We start from the raw sequence: 16,823 nt of genomic DNA on the forward strand, positions 1-16,823 counted from the left end.
GGTCTGCCGGTGACGGCTGTTCACGCGGGTCTCCGGCACGTAAACTCGCGGATACGTACGCCCGCCACAGCCCACCACGGTGCGTCGAGAGAAGAACCGGAGAGTCTAGGTGACCGAGCCGTCCGTCCACTCGCCCGACCTGCTGAATCTCGAAGAACCCGAACCCGAAAACGAGCCGCGCGAGGAGTGCGGCGTCTTCGGTGTCTGGGCGCCGGGTGAGGACGTCGCCAAGCTCGCCTACTACGGCCTGTACGCCCTGCAGCATCGCGGGCAGGAGGCGGCCGGAATCGCCGTCGGCGACGGCGCCCAGGTCCTGGTCTTCAAGGACCTCGGGCTGGTCAGCCAGGTGTTCGACGAGCAGACCCTGGCCTCGATGATCGGCCACGTCGCCGTCGGTCACTGCCGGTACTCCACCACCGGTTCCACCACGTGGGAGAACTCGCAGCCCATTTTCCGGCACACCGCCGCCGGCAACGGCGTGGCACTGGGCCACAACGGCAACCTGGTGAACACCGCCGAGTTGGCGCAGCGCGCGCGTGAGCTGGGCATCTACGGCTCCAACGAGGGGGCGACCTCCGACTCGGACGTGATCGGGGCGCTGCTGGCACACGAGGCCGCCGACAAGACCCTGGAACAGGCGGCGCTGGAACTGCTGCCCACCCTGCGCGGCGCCTTCTGCCTCACCTTCCAGGACGAGAACACCCTGTACGCCGCGCGCGATCCGCACGGCATCCGTCCGCTGGCGCTGGGGCGCCTGGACCGCGGCTGGGTGGTCGCCTCCGAGACCGCCGCCCTCGACATCGTGGGCGCGTCGTTCGTGCGGGAGATCGAGCCCGGAGAACTACTCGCGATCGACGCCGACGGCGTCCGCAGCAGCCGGTTCGCCGAGGCCACTCCTAAGGGCTGCATCTTCGAGTACGTCTACCTGGCGCGGCCGGACAGCGTGATCAACGGCCGCTCGGTGCATTCGGCCCGGGTGGACATCGGCCGGCGGCTGGCCCGCGAATTCCCGGCCGACGGCGACCTGGTGATCCCGGTGCCCGAATCGGGCACCCCCGCTGCGGTGGGCTTCGCGCAGGAGTCGGGAATCCCCTACGGCCAGGGCCTGATGAAGAACGCCTACGTCGGCCGCACCTTCATCCAGCCGAGCCAGACCATCCGCCAGCTCGGCATCCGGCTCAAGCTCAATCCGCTCAAGGAAGTGATCCGCGGCAAGCGCCTGGTGGTGGTCGACGATTCGATCGTCCGCGGCAACACCCAGCGTGCGCTGATCCGCATGTTGCGCGAGGCCGGCGCGGCCGAGGTGCACGTCCGGATCGCGTCGTCGCCCGTTCGCTGGCCGTGCTTCTACGGCATCGACTTCGCCTCGCCGGCCGAGCTCATCGCCAACGGCATGGAGTCCGAGGAGTCCATGGTCGACGGTGTGCGTCAGGCCATCGGCGCCGACTCGCTCGGCTACGTGAGCGTCGAGGAGATGGTCGCGGCCACCGAGCAGCCCGCGGATGCGCTGTGCGCGGCCTGCTTCGACGGCAAATATCCGATCGAGCTGCCGCGCGAGACCTCGATGGGCAAAGCGGTGCTGGAGACCATGATGAAGAACTCGAGCGCCGCCGAGATCATCGATCCGCTCACGACCGCCAACGACAACGTCAGCGCGGTCATGCGACCGTGAGCTCACCGGCCGACGGCTGCGGTGTCCGCGCGCCGGGCACGCTCCGGTAACCTGATCTGGGCGCTCGCGCCATTCTCATCGGTCAAATCAAGGAGAGCTCGACCATGAACGACGGCCCCGTCGCCAATCCCGTCGACCACGGAGCCGCCGCGTCGTACGCCGCCGCCGGCGTCGACATCGATGCGGGTGAACGCGCTGTCGAGCTCTTCGCGCCGCATGCCAAGCGGGCCACGCGGCCCGAGGTGATGGGCGGCCTGGGCGGTTTCGCCGGGCTTTTCGCACTCAAGGGCGACTACCGCGAGCCTGTGCTCGCCGCGTCGAGCGACGGCGTGGGCACCAAGCTGGCCGTGGCCCAGGCACTGGGAATCCACCACACCGTGGGCCGGGACCTGGTCGCGATGGTGGTCGACGACCTCGTGGTCTGCGGTGCCGAGCCGCTGTTCCTGCAGGACTACATCGCGATCGGCAAGGTGGTTCCGGAGATGGTCGCCGACATCGTGCGCGGTATCGCCGACGGATGTCACGACGCCGGCTGCGCGCTGCTGGGCGGCGAGACCGCCGAGCACCCCGGTCTGATGGAAGACGGCCACTACGACATCTCGGCGACCGGTGTCGGTGTGGTGGAGGCCGACTCGATCCTCGGCCCGGACCGCGTGCGCCCCGGCGACGTCGTCATCGCGATGGGGTCGTCCGGCTTGCACTCCAACGGCTATTCGCTGGCCCGCAAGGTGCTGCTGGAGTGGGGCCGGATGGATCTGGAAGGTCACGTCGAGGAGTTCGACCGCACTCTCGGCGAGGAACTCCTCGAGCCGACCCGTATCTACGCCAAGGACTGCCTGGCGCTGGCCGCCGAATCCGAAGTGCGCACCTTCGCCCACGTCACCGGCGGCGGCCTGGCCGACAACCTCGCCCGGGTGCTGCCCGCCGGGCTGGCGGCGACGCTGGAGCGCGGCTCGTGGACGCCCGCACCGATCTTCTCGCTGATCGCTCAGCGCGGTCGTGTGGAGCGGGCCGAGATGGAGCGCACCTTCAACATGGGCGTCGGCATGGTCGCCGTCGTCGCGCCGGAAGACACCGATCGCGCCCAGGCCATCCTGACCGCGCGGCACGTGGACAACTGGGTGCTCGGATCGATCACCCGCAACGAGGCGGGCGCCCCCGGCCACGCCGAACTGCTCGGCGAGTACGCCCGCTTCTAGGGCGCCGGCCGATCGGCGGCCAGTCCGTCCAGGAGTCCGGCGTCCGTCAGAGGCGCACGACACCCGAAACGACGACACCGGAGAACCCGGCTGCCACACTGTGGAGCCGGGTTCTCGCGGTTCTGGCTGAAAGCAGGCGCGTCAGGCGCGCCGCCACTCCTCTTCGGAATAGCGGTCCTCGTCGGCCCAGTCGTCGACCGGGTTGCGGGATTGGCCTCCACTGCTCGACAGCTCGCGTTGCAGGCTGTCGAGGTCTGTGTTCGGCGTCGAGTACTTCAGCTGACGAGCGACCTTCGTCTGCTTTGCTTTTGCCCGGCCACGGCCCATGGGGGACCCCCTCGCACAATGACGGGGCGGCCACTTTGTGGCGGCCCCGTTCTATTCGTTAGTTATATTCCTGCTGAGCAGTCTACCCCGCTCCCGCGGAATATGCGGCCGCCGGGTGCGGTCCGCGCGGCGACGGTCCTGACCTGCGGGTTCTTGCGGCTCGACGGGTGATCGGGGTCAACCACGACCGCGGAGGCGTGATTGGGCCGCACGGCCGGCGGGGACGGCGTCGTCGGAGGTGTAGTAGTCCGGGTCGATCCGCGCGGCCGTGCCCTCGCCGGATCCGGCCGTCAGTTCGGCGTCCGCCGGCAGCGACCGCTTCACCAGCGCCAGCGCGATCGGCCCGAGCTCGAAGTGGTCGACGACGGTGCCCACCCGGCCCACGGTGCGCCCGCCGGCCGCCACCGGGTCGCCGGTGGCCGGGCGTTCGCCGCTGCCGTCCAGGTGCAGCAGCACCAGCCGCCGCGGCGGGCGCCCCAGGTTGTGGACCCGCGCCACCGTCTCCTGTCCGCGGTAGCAGCCCTTGTCGAGGTGGACGGCCCCCCACTCCGCGGGTCCGCCGATCCAGTCGGCCTCGTGCGCGATGGTGCGCTCGTCGGTGTCACGCCCCAGACGCGGCCGCATCGCAGCCACCCGCAGCGCCTCCTGCGCCCAGACGCCGGCCGGCACGGCTCCGGCGTCGGCCGCGGTGATCTCGCGCCACCACTGCTCCACTTGGGTGTCGGGCACCACCAGATCGACCACCGGCAGGGCGCGGTCCTCACCCGTGGGCGGCATGATGCGCCAGAACCCGAGGGGCTCGTCCTCGTGGTGCATCTCCGGCAGGTCGCCGGCGTCGTAGACTCCGGCCTCGTCGCCGATCTCGAGCATCTCCGCGAGCGGGCCGGAGCGCGCGGCCGGGCCGATGAGGGTGAGCACGCGCATGTCCGGGCGCGGGGTCACCGTCACGTCGGCGCGGAAGACCATGCGGCTCAGGTACTCCTGCAGAGCCGGGCCCCGGGCGTGTTCGGTGTCGAGCCAGGTCACCAGGTCGACGTCGGTGAGCACGAAGTGGTCCTCGACGCGGCCGTTGCCGTCCAGCGACAGGCTTTCGGCCGACTTCCGGTCACCGAGGCCTGCGACGTCCTGCGTGACGATGGAGTGGAGCCAGGTCAGCCGGTCGGCGCCGGCCAGTTCCAGCACCGACCGGTCGCCGCGGTCGACGATCACCGCACCGCGGGCGGCGGCGCGCTGCTCGCCGAGGGGATCGCCGTAGTGCCAGGCGACGCCGGGACTCGGATCGCCCTCGGGGGTCGGCACCGCGGACGGGTGATGGAGCAGGATCGGCGAGCGGGCGGTGCCTTCGGTGGCCATGTCGTCAAGTCTACGGACCCGATGTGCGAACCTTGCTGGCATGGCGTTGATCGTGGTCTCCGGCGACGGGCGCGTGCTGGATCCGGACCGGCCGCTGCTGTTCGCCGACGATCTGGCCGCCCTGCGCGGGGACGGCGTCTTCGAGACCCTGCTGGTGCGGAACGGGCGCGCCCGGCTGGTGGACGCGCACCTCGACCGGCTGGTGCGGGGCGCCGCTGACCTGGCTCTGCCCGCCCCGGACCGGGCGGCGCTGCAGCGGGCGGTGGAGATCGCGGCGCGGGCCTGGGTCGCGTCGGGAGAGGCCGGGGAGGCGATGCTGCGGATCGCCTATTCCCGCGGCCGGGAGAGCGCACCCGGCGGCCCGCGGACCTGCTATCTGACCGTGGGACCGGTGCCCGGGCGGGTGGCCCGGGCGCGGCGGGAGGGGGTCTCCGTGGTCACCCTGGACCGCGGATACGACCTGCCGTCCGCGGCTCGAGCGCCCTGGCTCCTGGCCGGGATCAAGTCGCTCGCCTACGCCGGGAACACCGCGGCGCTGCGGCAGGCCGCGGCGCGCGGCGCCGACGACGCGATCTTCCTGGCCGGTGACGGAACCGTGCTGGAGGGTCCGCGCGGCTCGGTGGTGATCGCGCGCGGCGCGACGTTGCTGACGCCGTCACCGACGCTGCCGATCCTTCCCGGGACCACGGTCGCTGCGGTGTTCGCGCAGGCCCGGGCGGCCGGAATCCCCACCCGGGAGAGGCGGCTGACGCTCGACGACCTGCAAGCGGCCGACGGGCTGTGGCTGCTCTCCTCGGTGACCCTCGCCGCGCGCGTGCACACCCTCGACGGAACGGTGCTCGGAGCATCGTCGTGCATCGACGTGCCCGCGCTTCTCGAGGCCGCACTGGCCTGAAGCGAGGCTGCCTCCCGGGCCGATCCGAGTCGTTCAGGGAACATCGCCGGGTTGCTGTGAAACCGCCCACAACCAGGCGTTTTTTGCTGGGTCCAAGGTCCTTCTCAGGTGGTCTTCGCCACGACTGCGCCCTAGGTTGGCATCGAACAACTACGTTGAGTAGTACAGCGGCCGGCAGCCCCCGGCCGCGGGAGAAGGGAACCCCCTCGTGGACATCGTCGATCTCTCACGGTGGCAATTCGGCATCACGACCGTCTATCACTTCATCCTGGTCCCGCTGACCATCGGCCTGGCGCCGATGATCGCCATCATGCAGACGGTGTGGTGGCGGACCGGGAACGAGGCCTGGCTGCGCGCCACCAAGTTCTTCGGCAAGCTCTTCCTGATCAACTTCGCCCTCGGCGTCGCCACCGGCATCGTGCAGGAGTTCCAGTTCGGCATGAACTGGAGCCAGTACAGCCGGTTCGTGGCCGACGTGTTCGGAGCGCCCCTGGCCTTCGAGGCGCTGGTCGCCTTCTTCCTCGAATCGACCTTCCTGGGCCTGTGGTTCTTCGGCTGGAAGAAGCTCCCCAAGGGGGTGCACCTGGCCTGCATCTGGCTAGTCGCGATCGGCGTCACCGCGTCGGCGTACTTCATCATCGCGGCCAACTCGTTCATGCAGCATCCGGTCGGTGTCGAATGGAACGAGCAGCTCGAGCGGCCGCAGATGAACAACTTCTGGGCCGTGCTCACCAACAACACGACGCTGGTCGCATTCCCGCACGTGATCCTGGGCGCCTGGCTCACCGCGGGGACGGTGGTCGCCGCGGTCTGCATCTGGTGGATGGCGCGCAACGCGTACCGCGCCAAGCAGCTCGAAGCCGACGCGGCGCCCGTCACGACCGCGCCGAGCCAGCTCGGCGCCGATGCCGAGACGCTGCGCGGCGAGAACGACACGCTGTGGCGCCCGGTCGCCAAATTCGCGCTGTGGGCCACGATCGTCGCGGGCATCGGCTTGATCGTGACCGGCGACATGCAGGCCAAGCTGATGTTCGAGCAGCAGCCGATCAAGATGGCCGCCGCGGAGTCGTTGTGCGAATCGGAGAAGGGCGCCGGCTTCTCGGTGTTCGCCACGAGCCGGCAGAACAGCTGCGACGACATCGAGCACATCATCACCATCCCGAACATGCTCTCGTTCCTCGCCGACGGCGACTTCCACAGCGAGGTGAAGGGCGTCAACCAGCTGCAGGCCGAATACGAGAAGGCCTTCGCCGATGCCGGGGTGAACATGGCGGGGCAGAACTTCGCGCCGAACCTGTTCATCACCTACTGGACCTTCCGCGCGATGATCTTCTGGGGCCTCGGTTCGGTGATCGTCGCCATCGGCGGCCTCTGGTACCTGCGCAAACGCCGGATCGAGGTGCCGAGGAAGTTCGGCACTCTCGCCCTGTGGATGATGCCCACGCCGTTCCTGGCGAACTCATCGGGGTGGATCTTCACCGAGATGGGTCGCCAGCCGTGGGTGGTCGTGCCGAACTGGGCCGACCCCGAAGAAGCGGATCCCTTCAAGGTCCACATGCTGGTACAGGACGGCGTGTCGCTGTCGAACTCGTCCGCCGCCGTCTGGACCACCCTGATCGGTTTCACGCTGCTGTACGGCGCACTCGGCGTCGTGTGGTTCATGCTCGAACGCCGCTACGTCCTGGAAGGTCCGGAGGCCCCGGCCGATCCGGACGCGCCCGCCGACGACGACTCGGAGGAGAGCGAAAAGCTCTCCTTCCAGTACTAGAGGAGCACTCGCCATGTCTCTGGAGACCTTCTGGTTCTGCCTGATCGCAGTCCTGTTCATCGGCTACTTCGTCCTGGAGGGCTTCGACTTCGGGGTCGGCATGCTGATGCCGTTCCTCGGGCGCAGCCACGAGGACGAGTCCGATCCGCTGTCCGGCGACAAGCGCCGCCGGCTGGTGATCAACACCATCGGCCCGTTGTGGGACGGCAACGAAGTCTGGCTGCTGACCGCGGGCGGCGCGATGTTCGCGGCCTTCGGCGGCTGGTACGCCACCTTGTTCTCGGGCTTCTATCTGCCGCTGTTCCTGATCCTGGTGGCGCTGATCATCCGCATCTGCGCGATCGAGTGGCGTGCCAAGATCAACGACCCCCAGTGGCGCAGGTGGTGCGACGTCGGCATCGGCATCGGCTCGTGGGTCCCGGCGATCCTGTGGGGCGTGGCCTTCGCCAACATCGTGCGCGGGGTCCCGATCGAGCTCGACGGCCCCAACCACGTGTACACGGGCGGCTTCTTCAACCTGCTGAACCCGTACGCACTGCTCGGTGGCGCCACCACCACCCTGGTGTTCCTGACCCACGGCGCGATCTTCGTCGCGCTCAAGACCAAGGGCACCATGCGCGACGATGCCTCCCGGCTCGCCGCCCGGCTGGCCGTCCCGACACTGCTCGTCGCCGGCGGCTTCCTGCTGTGGACCCAGCTGGCCTACGGCAAGGGCTGGACCTGGATCGTCTTCGCGATCACCGTCGTCGCCGCGATCGCCATGGTCGCCATGACTCAGGCCCGCAGTGAGGGCTGGGCCTTCGTCGCCAACGCGATCGCGATCGCCGGCACCGTCGCACTGCTCTTCGGCAGCCTGTTCCCGAACGTGATGCCGTCCTCGCTGAACCCGGACTGGAGCCTGACTGTCTCGAACTCGTCGTCGAGCCACTACACACTCGTCATCATGACCTGGGCCGCAGCCGTCATGACGCCGGTGGTGATCGGATACCAGGCATGGAGCTACTGGGTGTTCCGCAAGCGCCTGTCGATCGACGACGTCCCCGACGTCGCGGCCGGGCTGTCGCCGAGCCCCCGGGACGTGACGGAGCCGAAGCCGACGCCGAAGCGGTGACCGACTCTCCGACCGCGGTGCGAGTGGAGGCCAGGCGGCCGCCGCTGGATCCGCGACTGCTGCGGTACTCGGCGACGGCGCGGTGGTACATCGTCGTCACGTCGGTGTTCACCGCGGCCACCGTGGTGGCGATGATCGTCGCCGCCGTCAGTCTGGCCGGGCTGCTCTCGGAGATCATCACCGACCCGGCCCGGCGCAGTCTCGGCGCTCAGGCGACGCACCTGTGGGTCCTCGGTGCCGCACTGACCGCCCGGGTTCTCCTCAGCTATCTCTCCGGCCGCTACGCGCACCGCGCCGCCCTCGACACCATCGCCGAACTGCGATTCCGTGCGCTGGACACCCTCACCGATCCGGCGCGCACGTCGCCGCGCGAACTGCTCGCCGCCCGGGAACGAGCGCTCACCGTGGTGCTGCGCGGACTGGACAGCCTGGTCGACTATTTCGCCGGGTACCTCCCGGCCCTGCTCTCGACCGTGCTCGTGACCCCGGTGGTGGTCGGGGTGATCGCGTGGGCGGACTGGCCGTCCGGCGTCGTCGTGCTGATCACTCTGCCGCTGATCCCGGTGTTCATGATCCTCATCGGTCTGGTGACCCGCGACCGCACCGAGCGCAAGCTCGCGGCGATGGCGGCCTCGACCAGCCGGCTGATGGACCTGCTGACCGGACTCCCGACTCTCCGCGCACTGGGCCGGGCGCAGGGGCCCGCCGATCAGGTGGCCAAGCTGGGCCAGAATCTCCGCAAGCGCAGCATGTCCGCACTGCGGGTGGCCTTCCTGTCGGGCACCGCGCTGGAGCTGATCGCCACCCTGAGCGTCGCGGTCGTCGCCGTCGGCATCGGCCTGCGCCTGGTGTACGGCGAGATGGGCCTGTACGCGGGCATCCTGGCGCTGATCCTGGCGCCCGAGGCCTACCTGCCGCTGCGTCAGGTAGGTGCACAGTTCCACAACTCCGAGGACGGCATGACGGCCGCGCGCGAGGTCCTGAGCTTCATCGACCGGCCCGACGACGAGACCGCAGTGCCGGGCTTCGCGCCGGTGTCGGTGGCCGGAGCGCCCGTCGTGCTCGACGACGTGGGTGTGCACGGCCGCGACGGATGGGCGCCCCGCGGGCTTGCCGCAGAGCTGGCGCCGGGCCGGATCACCGTGCTGACCGGCCCCAACGGCAGCGGCAAGTCGTCTGTCGTCGCCGTCGTGCTGGGGTTGCTGCGGCCGGACGAGGGGCGGGTGCTGATCGGCGGCGTGCCGCTCGACGCCGTCGATCCCGATGCGTACCGCGCGCAGATCGCCTGGCTGCCGCAGCACCCGGTGGTGGTACCCGGAACGGTCCGGGAGAATCTCGAGCTGTTCGGCGCCCCCGACTCCGACGGCCTGGCGGCCGCCTGCGCGGCGACCGGCTTCGACGAGGTGCTCGCCGGACTCCCGGACGGCGTGGACACCCTCCTCGGCGCCGGCGGCGTCGGGCTCTCCGCCGGTCAACGGCAGCGGATGGCGCTGGCCCGGGTGCTCGCCGCCCCCGCCGATCTGATCCTGCTCGACGAACCCACCGCGCACCTCGATGCCGACAGTGAGGCCGCGGTGCTGGCGGCGATCGCGGCCCGGGCGCGTGCGGGCGCGACCGTGCTGATGGTCGCGCATCACGCGAGCGCGGTCGGCGGCGGCGACGTCGTCGTCGATCTGGGGGTGCGCCATGACGCGTGATCCGATGCTCCGAGCGCTGGCCTTCGTCGGGTTGGGCAAGCGGCCGGTGTTCTGGTCGGTGCTGTTCGGCGCAGCGGGTGCGCTCTGTGCCCTGGGCCTGGCCGCCGTGTCGGCGTGGCTGATCACTCGTGCCTGGCAGATGCCGCCGGTGCTGTACCTGTCGGTGGCCGTCACCGCCACCCGGGCGTTCGGCATCTCGCGGGCGCTGTTCCGCTACGTCGAACGGCTCGCGACGCACGACACCGCGCTGAACGCGATGGCCGTGGCGCGCGCGAAGATCTACCGGGTCCTCGCCTCCGGGCCGCCGGCGTACTCGGTCGGGATGAGCCAGAGCCGGTTGCTGGCCCGCACCGCCGACGACGTCGACGAGATCGGCGACGCGCTGATCCGCGGCCTGATCCCGATGGCGGTCGGGGCGGTCACCTCCGTCGCGGCGGTGGTCGTCATGGCTTTCGTGTCGCCGACCGCCGCGGTGATCCTGGCGATCGCGCTGATCGTCAGCGGCGGGGTGGCCCCGTGGCTGGCCGCCCGCGGTTCGGCGCTGGTGCTCGACGAGGGCGCCCGCGCTCGCGAAGACGTGGCCCAGGAGACCACCGCGCTGCTCTGGCACGGACCAGAGCTCGCCGTCGCCGGACGACGGCAGAGCACGCTCGAGCGGCTCTCGGCCGCGGACCGCAGGTACGCCCGGGCGACCGATCGCGGCCTGGGCTGGCAGGTGAGCGCCTCCGCTGCCACACCGCTGGCGCTCGCGGTGAGCGTCGTGGCCGCGGCGCTGATCGCCGTCGACCTCGCGAGCGGACTGCCCGGGTCGCTCGCCGACGTGTCGTCGACCGATACGCGCTTCACCCCCATGCTGTTCGGCGTGCTGGTGCTGCTGCCGCTCTCGTCGTTCGAGTCCACCGCCCCGCTCACCGCGGCCGGGATCGCCTGGCTGCGCGGACGGCAGGCGGCCGAGCGGGTGATGGTGCTGGTCGACGGCGCCGCACCCGATGCGTCGTCCCCTGCGGCCGCTGCGCTCCCTGAGTCCGGTTCGCTCCCTGGGTCCGGTTCGCTCCCTGAGCTTGTCGAAGGGGACCCGGTGATCGATCCGGCTCCCGCCACGCTGTCCGCGCGGCGCCTGCAGTGGGGGTGGGATCGACCGCTGGGTCCGGCGTCCGGGCTGGATCTCGTCGTGGCGCCGGGGGAGCGGGTGGTGGTCGTCGGTCCGAGCGGCTGCGGCAAGTCCACCCTGCTGCTGACGCTCGCCGGACTCCTGGAGCCGCTCGCCGGCACGGTGTCGGCGACCCACGACGACGGCAACGCTGTGCCGGCGGCGGAGGCGGCCTGCTACTTCGCCGAGGAGGCGCACCTGTTCTCCACCTCGGTGCGGGAGAACCTGCTCGTGGCCCGCGGTGACGCGACCGGCGAGCAGGTCCGGGCGGCGCTCGACGCCGTCGGACTGGGGCCGTGGGTGGACGGGTTGCCGGACGGTGTCGACACCGACCTCGCCGGCGGAGGGGCCGCGCTCTCCGGCGGTCAGCGGCGTCGTCTGCTGCTGGCGCGCGCCTTGCTGCATCCGGCGCCGATCGTGCTGCTGGACGAGCCCGCCGAGCACCTCGATGCCGACGACGCTCGGGACATGATCGCACGGATCAGTGCGCCCGACGGACTCTTCGGCACCGATCGCACCGTGGTCCTGGTGACCCACCAGCACGCCGACGCCGCCACCGAACGGGGTGCACGCCTGGTCGACCTGGGCTGACGCCGCGGTGCGGCCGGGAAAATGCGTTTGTTCCAGACCCTAGGCTGGGACCCATGGAATGGACACCGGATCTCGCGGCCGCCGAATGGCTGGTCGAGCGAGTCGACGACAGCTACGCCACCATCCACGGGGTGGTGCCGCGCGGGTTCGATGCCTATGCCCGGATCTTCCACCCGGCGTCCGTGCGCACCTACCTCGACGGCCGGGAGTCGTCGCTGCGGCCGTCTCTCACCCCGGAGGAGTTCAAGGCTGGGATCGCGCGCATCGTCGACCGGCCGGTCACCTGGGCGCAGACCGCGCAGGCCTTCGGAACCACGTTCCACCCGCTGGCCCAATGGCATCGGCTCGTGGGCAGAGAGGAGCCGTGGGGCGACGACGCCGTCGCCGCCGACGGTCGCGAGTACTCCGATCCGGAGGAGGGCCGTCTCGCGGACGAACAGCTGAGCGTCGTGGCCCGCTGCCTGGCCGACGCCACCGCCACGCCCGACGACGTCTACGCCGCCGTCTGGGAAGGCTGGGGCGGAATCGTCGGGTCGTTCAGCACCGGGCCGCACCCGGTTCAGCCGCTGATCATGGTCGCCGAGAGTACGGGTCCGGTGCGCTACTCGGATGCTTGCGCCCCGCCGGCGGGTCTGGTCCCGGGTCCCAGATCGGTCTGGGGGTCGCTGGCCGCGAGGGTGAAGGACGCGCTGCGCCGGCCGCAGCCGGTATGGCGGGACGGGCGGCTCTCCCGGGAAATCTCGGAGGCGCCGCGCCTGCAACTGCCGGACCGCGACCACGTCCTGTTCCGCGGTCGCCTCGCCGAGTTCACCGCGGCGGACGCGATGCAGACCATGCCCTGGAACGATCCGGAGTCGCTCTTCGTGTACTCGCCGAGCCTGATCTGGCCGGCGGACCGCGCGTGGGTGGTGGTCACCGAGGTCGACTTCGACTCGACCGTCGTCGGCGGCTCGGCCCGCCTCGTCGACGCGATCTGCTCGGCGGACGGACTGGAGGCCCTGCCGATTCCCGAGGGTTCGTCGTTCTGCTACGACGCCGACACGATCAACGGGCCGGACTGACCCGCTCGCCGATCGACGGCCGGGTGGATTACCGCTGTGTAACCGGGACTTCACCGGTCGGGGCCGGTATCGCGTGCGATTCCGCGGGGGTCCAGGATGGGTGGACCCGAACGTGGAGGTACCCATGCCCATCACCGATCGTCAGATCACCCTGCGCTTCATGGCCGCGCCGACCGACGTCGCCTCGCTCGGCGGCGGGGTCCGCGGCGGAAGGATCCTGGAGTGGGTCGACAAGGCCGCGTATGCGTGCGCCGCGGCCTGGTCCGGCGGGTACAGCGTCACCGCCTACGTGGGGAACATCAGCTTCGGCCGGGACATCTCCTCGGGCGACCTCGTCGAGGTGCGGGCCACGCTGATCCACACGGGCAAGACCTCGATGCACATCGAGTGCGAGGTCAGCTCGGCCGATCCGCGGGTGGGGACTTTCCATCCGGCGAGCTCGTGCCTGCTCGTGTTCGTCGCCGTCGACGAGGACGGCAATCCGACGACGGTGCGACCTTGGCAGCCGATGCGGGCCGACGACGTCGCTCGCTCCGAGTACGCCCAGGTGCGCTCGCAGGTGCGCGCCAAGATCGCCGCGGAGATGGAGCGCGCCGACTACAGCAAGCCGACTGCGGCCCTGGAGGTCGACACCCGCTTTCTCGCCGCCCCGACCGACGTGAACTGGGGAGGCAAGGCGCACGGCGGCCGCGTGATGGCGTGGATCGACGACGCCGCCTACCTGTGTGGGGCGCGCTGGAGCTCGGGCGAGGTGGCTACCGCGTACATGGGCGGCGTGCGCTTCTACCGGCCGATCCACATCGGTCAGGTGGCCGAGGTGTCGGCCCGGCTGATCCACACCGGCAAGCAGACCATGCACGTCGCCGTACACGTGCGGACCTACTGGCCGCGCGAGGGCCGGGAGACCTCCCGGCTGGCCGCGCACAGTCTCACGGTGCTCGCCGCTCTCGATGAGGCCGGCGACGCGACCGACGTGGCGCCCTGGGTACCGCGACTACCCGGGGACGTGGCACTGGATCGGCACGCCCGCGAACTGATCGCGATCCGCGGACGGCGCAATCCCGATCAGGCGCATCGGATGGTCGCCATCTGAGCGGTTGATTTCGACTCGCTGCGCTCGCTCAATCATCGATGGAGAGCCGCGATCGTCGGGCGGGAGTCGCGTGATCGTCGGGCGGGAGTCGTGCCGTTTCGATGGTTGAGCGAGCGCAGCGAGTCGAAACCGCTCAGCCGATGACGCGCTGGAGCTTCGCGGAGAGCCGCGGAGTGAGGTCGCCGTCGGCGTCGAGGCGTTCCTCGACGTAGGCGAGGTCGCCGTCGGGCACCAGGCCGTACAGGCGCTTGGCGGCACCGGTGTGCGCGCCGGTCTCGGTCTTGATGGTGACGTCGGTGGTGAGGTTCCACGACGTCTGATTCAGGGGGCGTCCGTAGTAGAGCTCGATGGAGCCCTCCGCGTGCGTGAGGAGCAACTCGATGGTGTCGTCGTCGCCGATGCGCCAGAATCCGGACTCCCGGAGATCGGGCTTGACGTAGCCGCCGTCCTCGTCGAGTACCCAGGAGCGCGACTGCCAACTGAGGTAGTTGCCGCCGTCATGGGTGACGATGATCTGCTGCCCGAACGGGTAGTCGTCGCCGGTGATCGGGTTGTGGCCCTCTCCTTCGCCCTCCCAGACGCCGACGAGCGGCAGGAGACCGAGTAGGCCGGGGTGCAGGTCGGGTCCTTCACGAAGGTTCGCCGTGTCGACCGGCAGCGGCAGTTCGCCGACCGTGGGGACGTTCTTACCCCCGGTCTGCTCTGCGCGCTGCTCGGCGTCGGCGATCGCCTCGTTGCCCGAGCGCGTCATGACTCGTCGGTGACCAGGCGGTAGATGACGTACAGCGCGAACCACACGATCAGCAGGGAGGCGAGCCCCAGCAGAACCTCAAAGAAAATGACCACGGCCCGATGATACCGCGCGACGCCCGAGCATCCGAGCCCACCTGGTGCGCTATGGCCTATCCCACTCAGGGCCAGAAGGGGAGTAGTTCCAGACCGGCGCGCCAGAGCTTGGAGGCCAACGCGAGCTCGCCGCAGCCGACGGCGGCGGCCAGTGCGACGGCGAGAGCGCATTCCAACTCGGTCGCGGAGTGATCGGGGACCTCCTTGACCCGGACGCGACCTCCATCCAGGGCGAGTTCGAGAACCTTCATCCGATCGCGATACAGCACGGACGAGACCTTGGTCCGTGGGGCGAAGGCGTACTCGACAGCGTCGACCTTCGCCGAGAGGCCGCGGGAGCGACGCAGCGGCTTCCACCGGCCGCGCCGGTGCAGTGGTGCCGCGACGCCGTCGACGACCACCGTCAGCTTCGCCGGGTCGCTGGTGCCCAGGGGTGCATCGCTGTGCTCGGCGGCGCGACCGGTCCGGGTGACGGAGGCGACGAGGCCGTCGACGTCGACCCGGAGTGATCCGTCGAGCACGACCACGGTCATCTGTTTTCCGGTGCGGCTGGCGACGGAGTAGGTGTGCGGTTCCACGACTCGAACCTATCCCGAGCGTGTGATGCGGTGTCGCTCTGTCCCTACTGTGGCGTAGCTTTCCGGGGCTCGGCCGTTGCCGCAGGTCGAGGACTGGATGCGCGGGGAAGGCCGATGTCTACGTCCCAGTAGAGACAGAGCGGGCGGAGATGCGCCGAGCCCCGACCCGCCGGTGGCAGATCGGGGCTCGGGGTTTCGACAGGCTCAACCGGCGAAGAGGGCTCAACCGGCGAAGAGGGCTCAACCGGCGAAGAGGGCCTACTTGGCGACGGTCACCGTGAACTCGTGGACGCCGGGGGCGTCCGGGGCGGCCTCGGTCTGCCCGTTGCCCTGCGCGCTCAGCGCGCGGAGCGTCCAGGAGCCGGGTGCGGCGAAGAACCGGAAGTCGCCGGTGGCCGAAGCGACCACCTCGGCGGTGAACTCGCCGGTGGCGTCGAGCAGGCGCACAAAGGCGCCGGCCACCGGAGTGCCCTCACCGTCGACGACCTGACCGGTCAGGACCGTCTCCTTCTCGACGTCGACGCCGGCCGGGATGGTCTGACCCTGTTTGGGGGCTGCACACATGGTTCGCTACTTCCTCTCTCAGATCTCGATCGGAACGCCGACCAGCGAGCCGTACTCGACCCAGCTGCCGTCGTAGTTCTTGACGTTCTGCTTGCCCAGCAGTTCGCGCAGCACGAACCAGGTGTGGCTCGAGCGCTCACCGATACGGCAGTAGGCGATGGTCTCCTTGGAGTCGTCGAAGCCCTGCTCGGCGTACAGCGCCGTGAGCTCGTCGTCGCTCTTGAAGGTGCCGTCCTCGTTGGCGGTGGTCGACCACGGGATGTTGATCGCGCCGGGGACGTGGCCGCGCTGCTGAGCCTGCTCCTGCGGCAGGTGGGCCGGTGCCGAGATCCGCCCGGCGAACTCGTCGGGGCTGCGGACGTCGACCAGGTTCTTGATGCCGATCGACTGCACGACCTCGTCGCGGAAAGCGCGGATCGAGAGATCTGCCGGCTCGGCGACGTAAGTGGTGGCCTCGCGGACGACGGTGTCGCCGGTGAGCGGACGGCCGTCCAGCTCCCACTTCTTGCGGCCGCCGTCGAGCAGCTTCACGTTCTCGTGGCCGTAGATCTTGAAGTACCAGTAGGCGTAGGCGGCGAACCAGTTGTTGTTGCCGCCGTACAGGACGACGGTGTCGTCGTTGGCGATGCCGCGCTCGCTGAGGAGCTTGGCGAAGCCCTCCTGATCGAGGAAGTCGCGGCGCACCGGATCCTGCAGGTCCTTGCGCCAGTCCAGGCGAACCGCGCCCGGGATGTGGTTCAGGTCGTAGATCGACGTGTCCTCGTCGACCTCGACGAAGACCACCTTGTCGGTGTCCAGGTTCTGCTCAGCCCACTCGGCGCTGACCAGCACATCCTCACGTGCCATGTTCTCGGTCCTTTCTCGGCGGTCCATCTGCTAGACGGCTGTTCCGCGCACTCCGGCGGGAACTCGAGCACG

The 16,823-nt window shown here is 70.0% G+C and carries 15 protein-coding genes; 9 read left to right on the forward strand and 6 right to left on the reverse strand.

From position 1 onward, the window contains the following. The first annotated feature begins 109 nt into the window (after nt 1–109). Together purF and purM are read left to right on the forward strand one after the other, a co-directional pair. A complete protein-coding gene (gene purF, locus C6V83_RS04450; protein ID WP_105941379.1) occupies nt 110–1,672 on the forward strand; it encodes an amidophosphoribosyltransferase in 1,563 nt (520 codons plus the stop codon). Between the two features lie 104 nt (nt 1,673–1,776). Next, nucleotides 1,777–2,871, forward strand: a complete 1,095-nt coding sequence (gene purM, locus C6V83_RS04455; protein WP_105941380.1) for a phosphoribosylformylglycinamidine cyclo-ligase — start codon at nt 1,777–1,779, stop codon at nt 2,869–2,871. 141 nt (nt 2,872–3,012) lie between these two features. Here the strand turns inward: purM and C6V83_RS04460 are convergent, their stop codons facing one another. Then, nucleotides 3,013–3,198, reverse strand: coding sequence for a DUF3073 domain-containing protein (locus tag C6V83_RS04460; RefSeq protein WP_105941381.1), 186 nt, complete (start codon nt 3,196–3,198; stop codon nt 3,013–3,015). Nucleotides 3,199–3,375: 177 nt separating this feature from the next. After that, the gene (gene ygfZ / locus C6V83_RS04465) at nt 3,376–4,551 is read right to left on the reverse strand and encodes a CAF17-like 4Fe-4S cluster assembly/insertion protein YgfZ (protein ID WP_105941382.1); all 1,176 of its coding nucleotides are present in this window, start codon (nt 4,549–4,551) and stop codon (nt 3,376–3,378) included. A gap of 40 nt (nt 4,552–4,591) precedes the next feature. On the opposite strand from ygfZ, the gene C6V83_RS04470 reads away from it, so the two are divergent. From C6V83_RS04470 to C6V83_RS04500, 7 genes are all read left to right on the forward strand, one after another. Further along, nucleotides 4,592–5,446, forward strand: a complete 855-nt coding sequence (locus C6V83_RS04470; protein WP_105941383.1) for an aminodeoxychorismate lyase — start codon at nt 4,592–4,594, stop codon at nt 5,444–5,446. Between the two features lie 208 nt (nt 5,447–5,654). Further along, nucleotides 5,655–7,214, forward strand: coding sequence for a cytochrome ubiquinol oxidase subunit I (locus C6V83_RS04475; RefSeq protein WP_105941384.1), 1,560 nt, complete (start codon nt 5,655–5,657; stop codon nt 7,212–7,214). A gap of 13 nt (nt 7,215–7,227) precedes the next feature. Beyond that, entirely contained in the window at nt 7,228–8,325 is a 1,098-nt protein-coding gene (gene cydB / locus C6V83_RS04480; RefSeq protein ID WP_105941385.1) for a cytochrome d ubiquinol oxidase subunit II, read from the forward strand. Beyond that, the gene (cydD, locus tag C6V83_RS04485; protein WP_234353856.1) at nt 8,322–10,022 is read left to right on the forward strand and encodes a thiol reductant ABC exporter subunit CydD; all 1,701 of its coding nucleotides are present in this window, start codon (nt 8,322–8,324) and stop codon (nt 10,020–10,022) included. Before cydB ends, cydD begins: the two co-directional genes overlap by 4 nt. Next, the gene (gene cydC, locus C6V83_RS04490) at nt 10,012–11,763 is read left to right on the forward strand and encodes a thiol reductant ABC exporter subunit CydC (RefSeq protein ID WP_199832586.1); all 1,752 of its coding nucleotides are present in this window, start codon (nt 10,012–10,014) and stop codon (nt 11,761–11,763) included. Before cydD ends, cydC begins: the two co-directional genes overlap by 11 nt. 53 nt (nt 11,764–11,816) lie before the next feature. Further along, a complete protein-coding gene (locus tag C6V83_RS04495; protein WP_105941386.1) occupies nt 11,817–12,824 on the forward strand; it encodes a hypothetical protein in 1,008 nt (335 codons plus the stop codon). 124 nt (nt 12,825–12,948) lie between these two features. Beyond that, nucleotides 12,949–13,917, forward strand: coding sequence for an acyl-CoA thioesterase (locus C6V83_RS04500; protein WP_105941387.1), 969 nt, complete (start codon nt 12,949–12,951; stop codon nt 13,915–13,917). A gap of 133 nt (nt 13,918–14,050) precedes the next feature. Here C6V83_RS04500 and C6V83_RS04505 read toward each other — a convergent pair whose 3' ends face one another. The 4 genes from C6V83_RS04505 to C6V83_RS04520 form a co-directional block, all read right to left on the reverse strand. Further along, nucleotides 14,051–14,668 (reverse strand): FABP family protein, encoded by a 618-nt coding sequence (locus tag C6V83_RS04505; RefSeq protein ID WP_105941388.1) that lies wholly within the window; start codon nt 14,666–14,668, stop codon nt 14,051–14,053. A 160-nt stretch (nt 14,669–14,828) separates the two neighbouring features. Continuing rightward, entirely contained in the window at nt 14,829–15,341 is a 513-nt protein-coding gene (locus tag C6V83_RS04510; protein ID WP_105941389.1) for a hypothetical protein, read from the reverse strand. 258 nt (nt 15,342–15,599) lie between these two features. Further along, a complete protein-coding gene (locus tag C6V83_RS04515) occupies nt 15,600–15,905 on the reverse strand; it encodes a DUF1416 domain-containing protein (RefSeq protein ID WP_105941390.1) in 306 nt (101 codons plus the stop codon). Between the two features lie 18 nt (nt 15,906–15,923). After that, the gene (locus C6V83_RS04520) at nt 15,924–16,751 is read right to left on the reverse strand and encodes a sulfurtransferase (protein WP_105941391.1); all 828 of its coding nucleotides are present in this window, start codon (nt 16,749–16,751) and stop codon (nt 15,924–15,926) included. Nucleotides 16,752–16,823: the final 72 nt, after the last annotated feature.

Source organism: Gordonia iterans (assembly GCF_002993285.1).
Taxonomy (GTDB): domain Bacteria; phylum Actinomycetota; class Actinomycetes; order Mycobacteriales; family Mycobacteriaceae; genus Gordonia; species Gordonia iterans.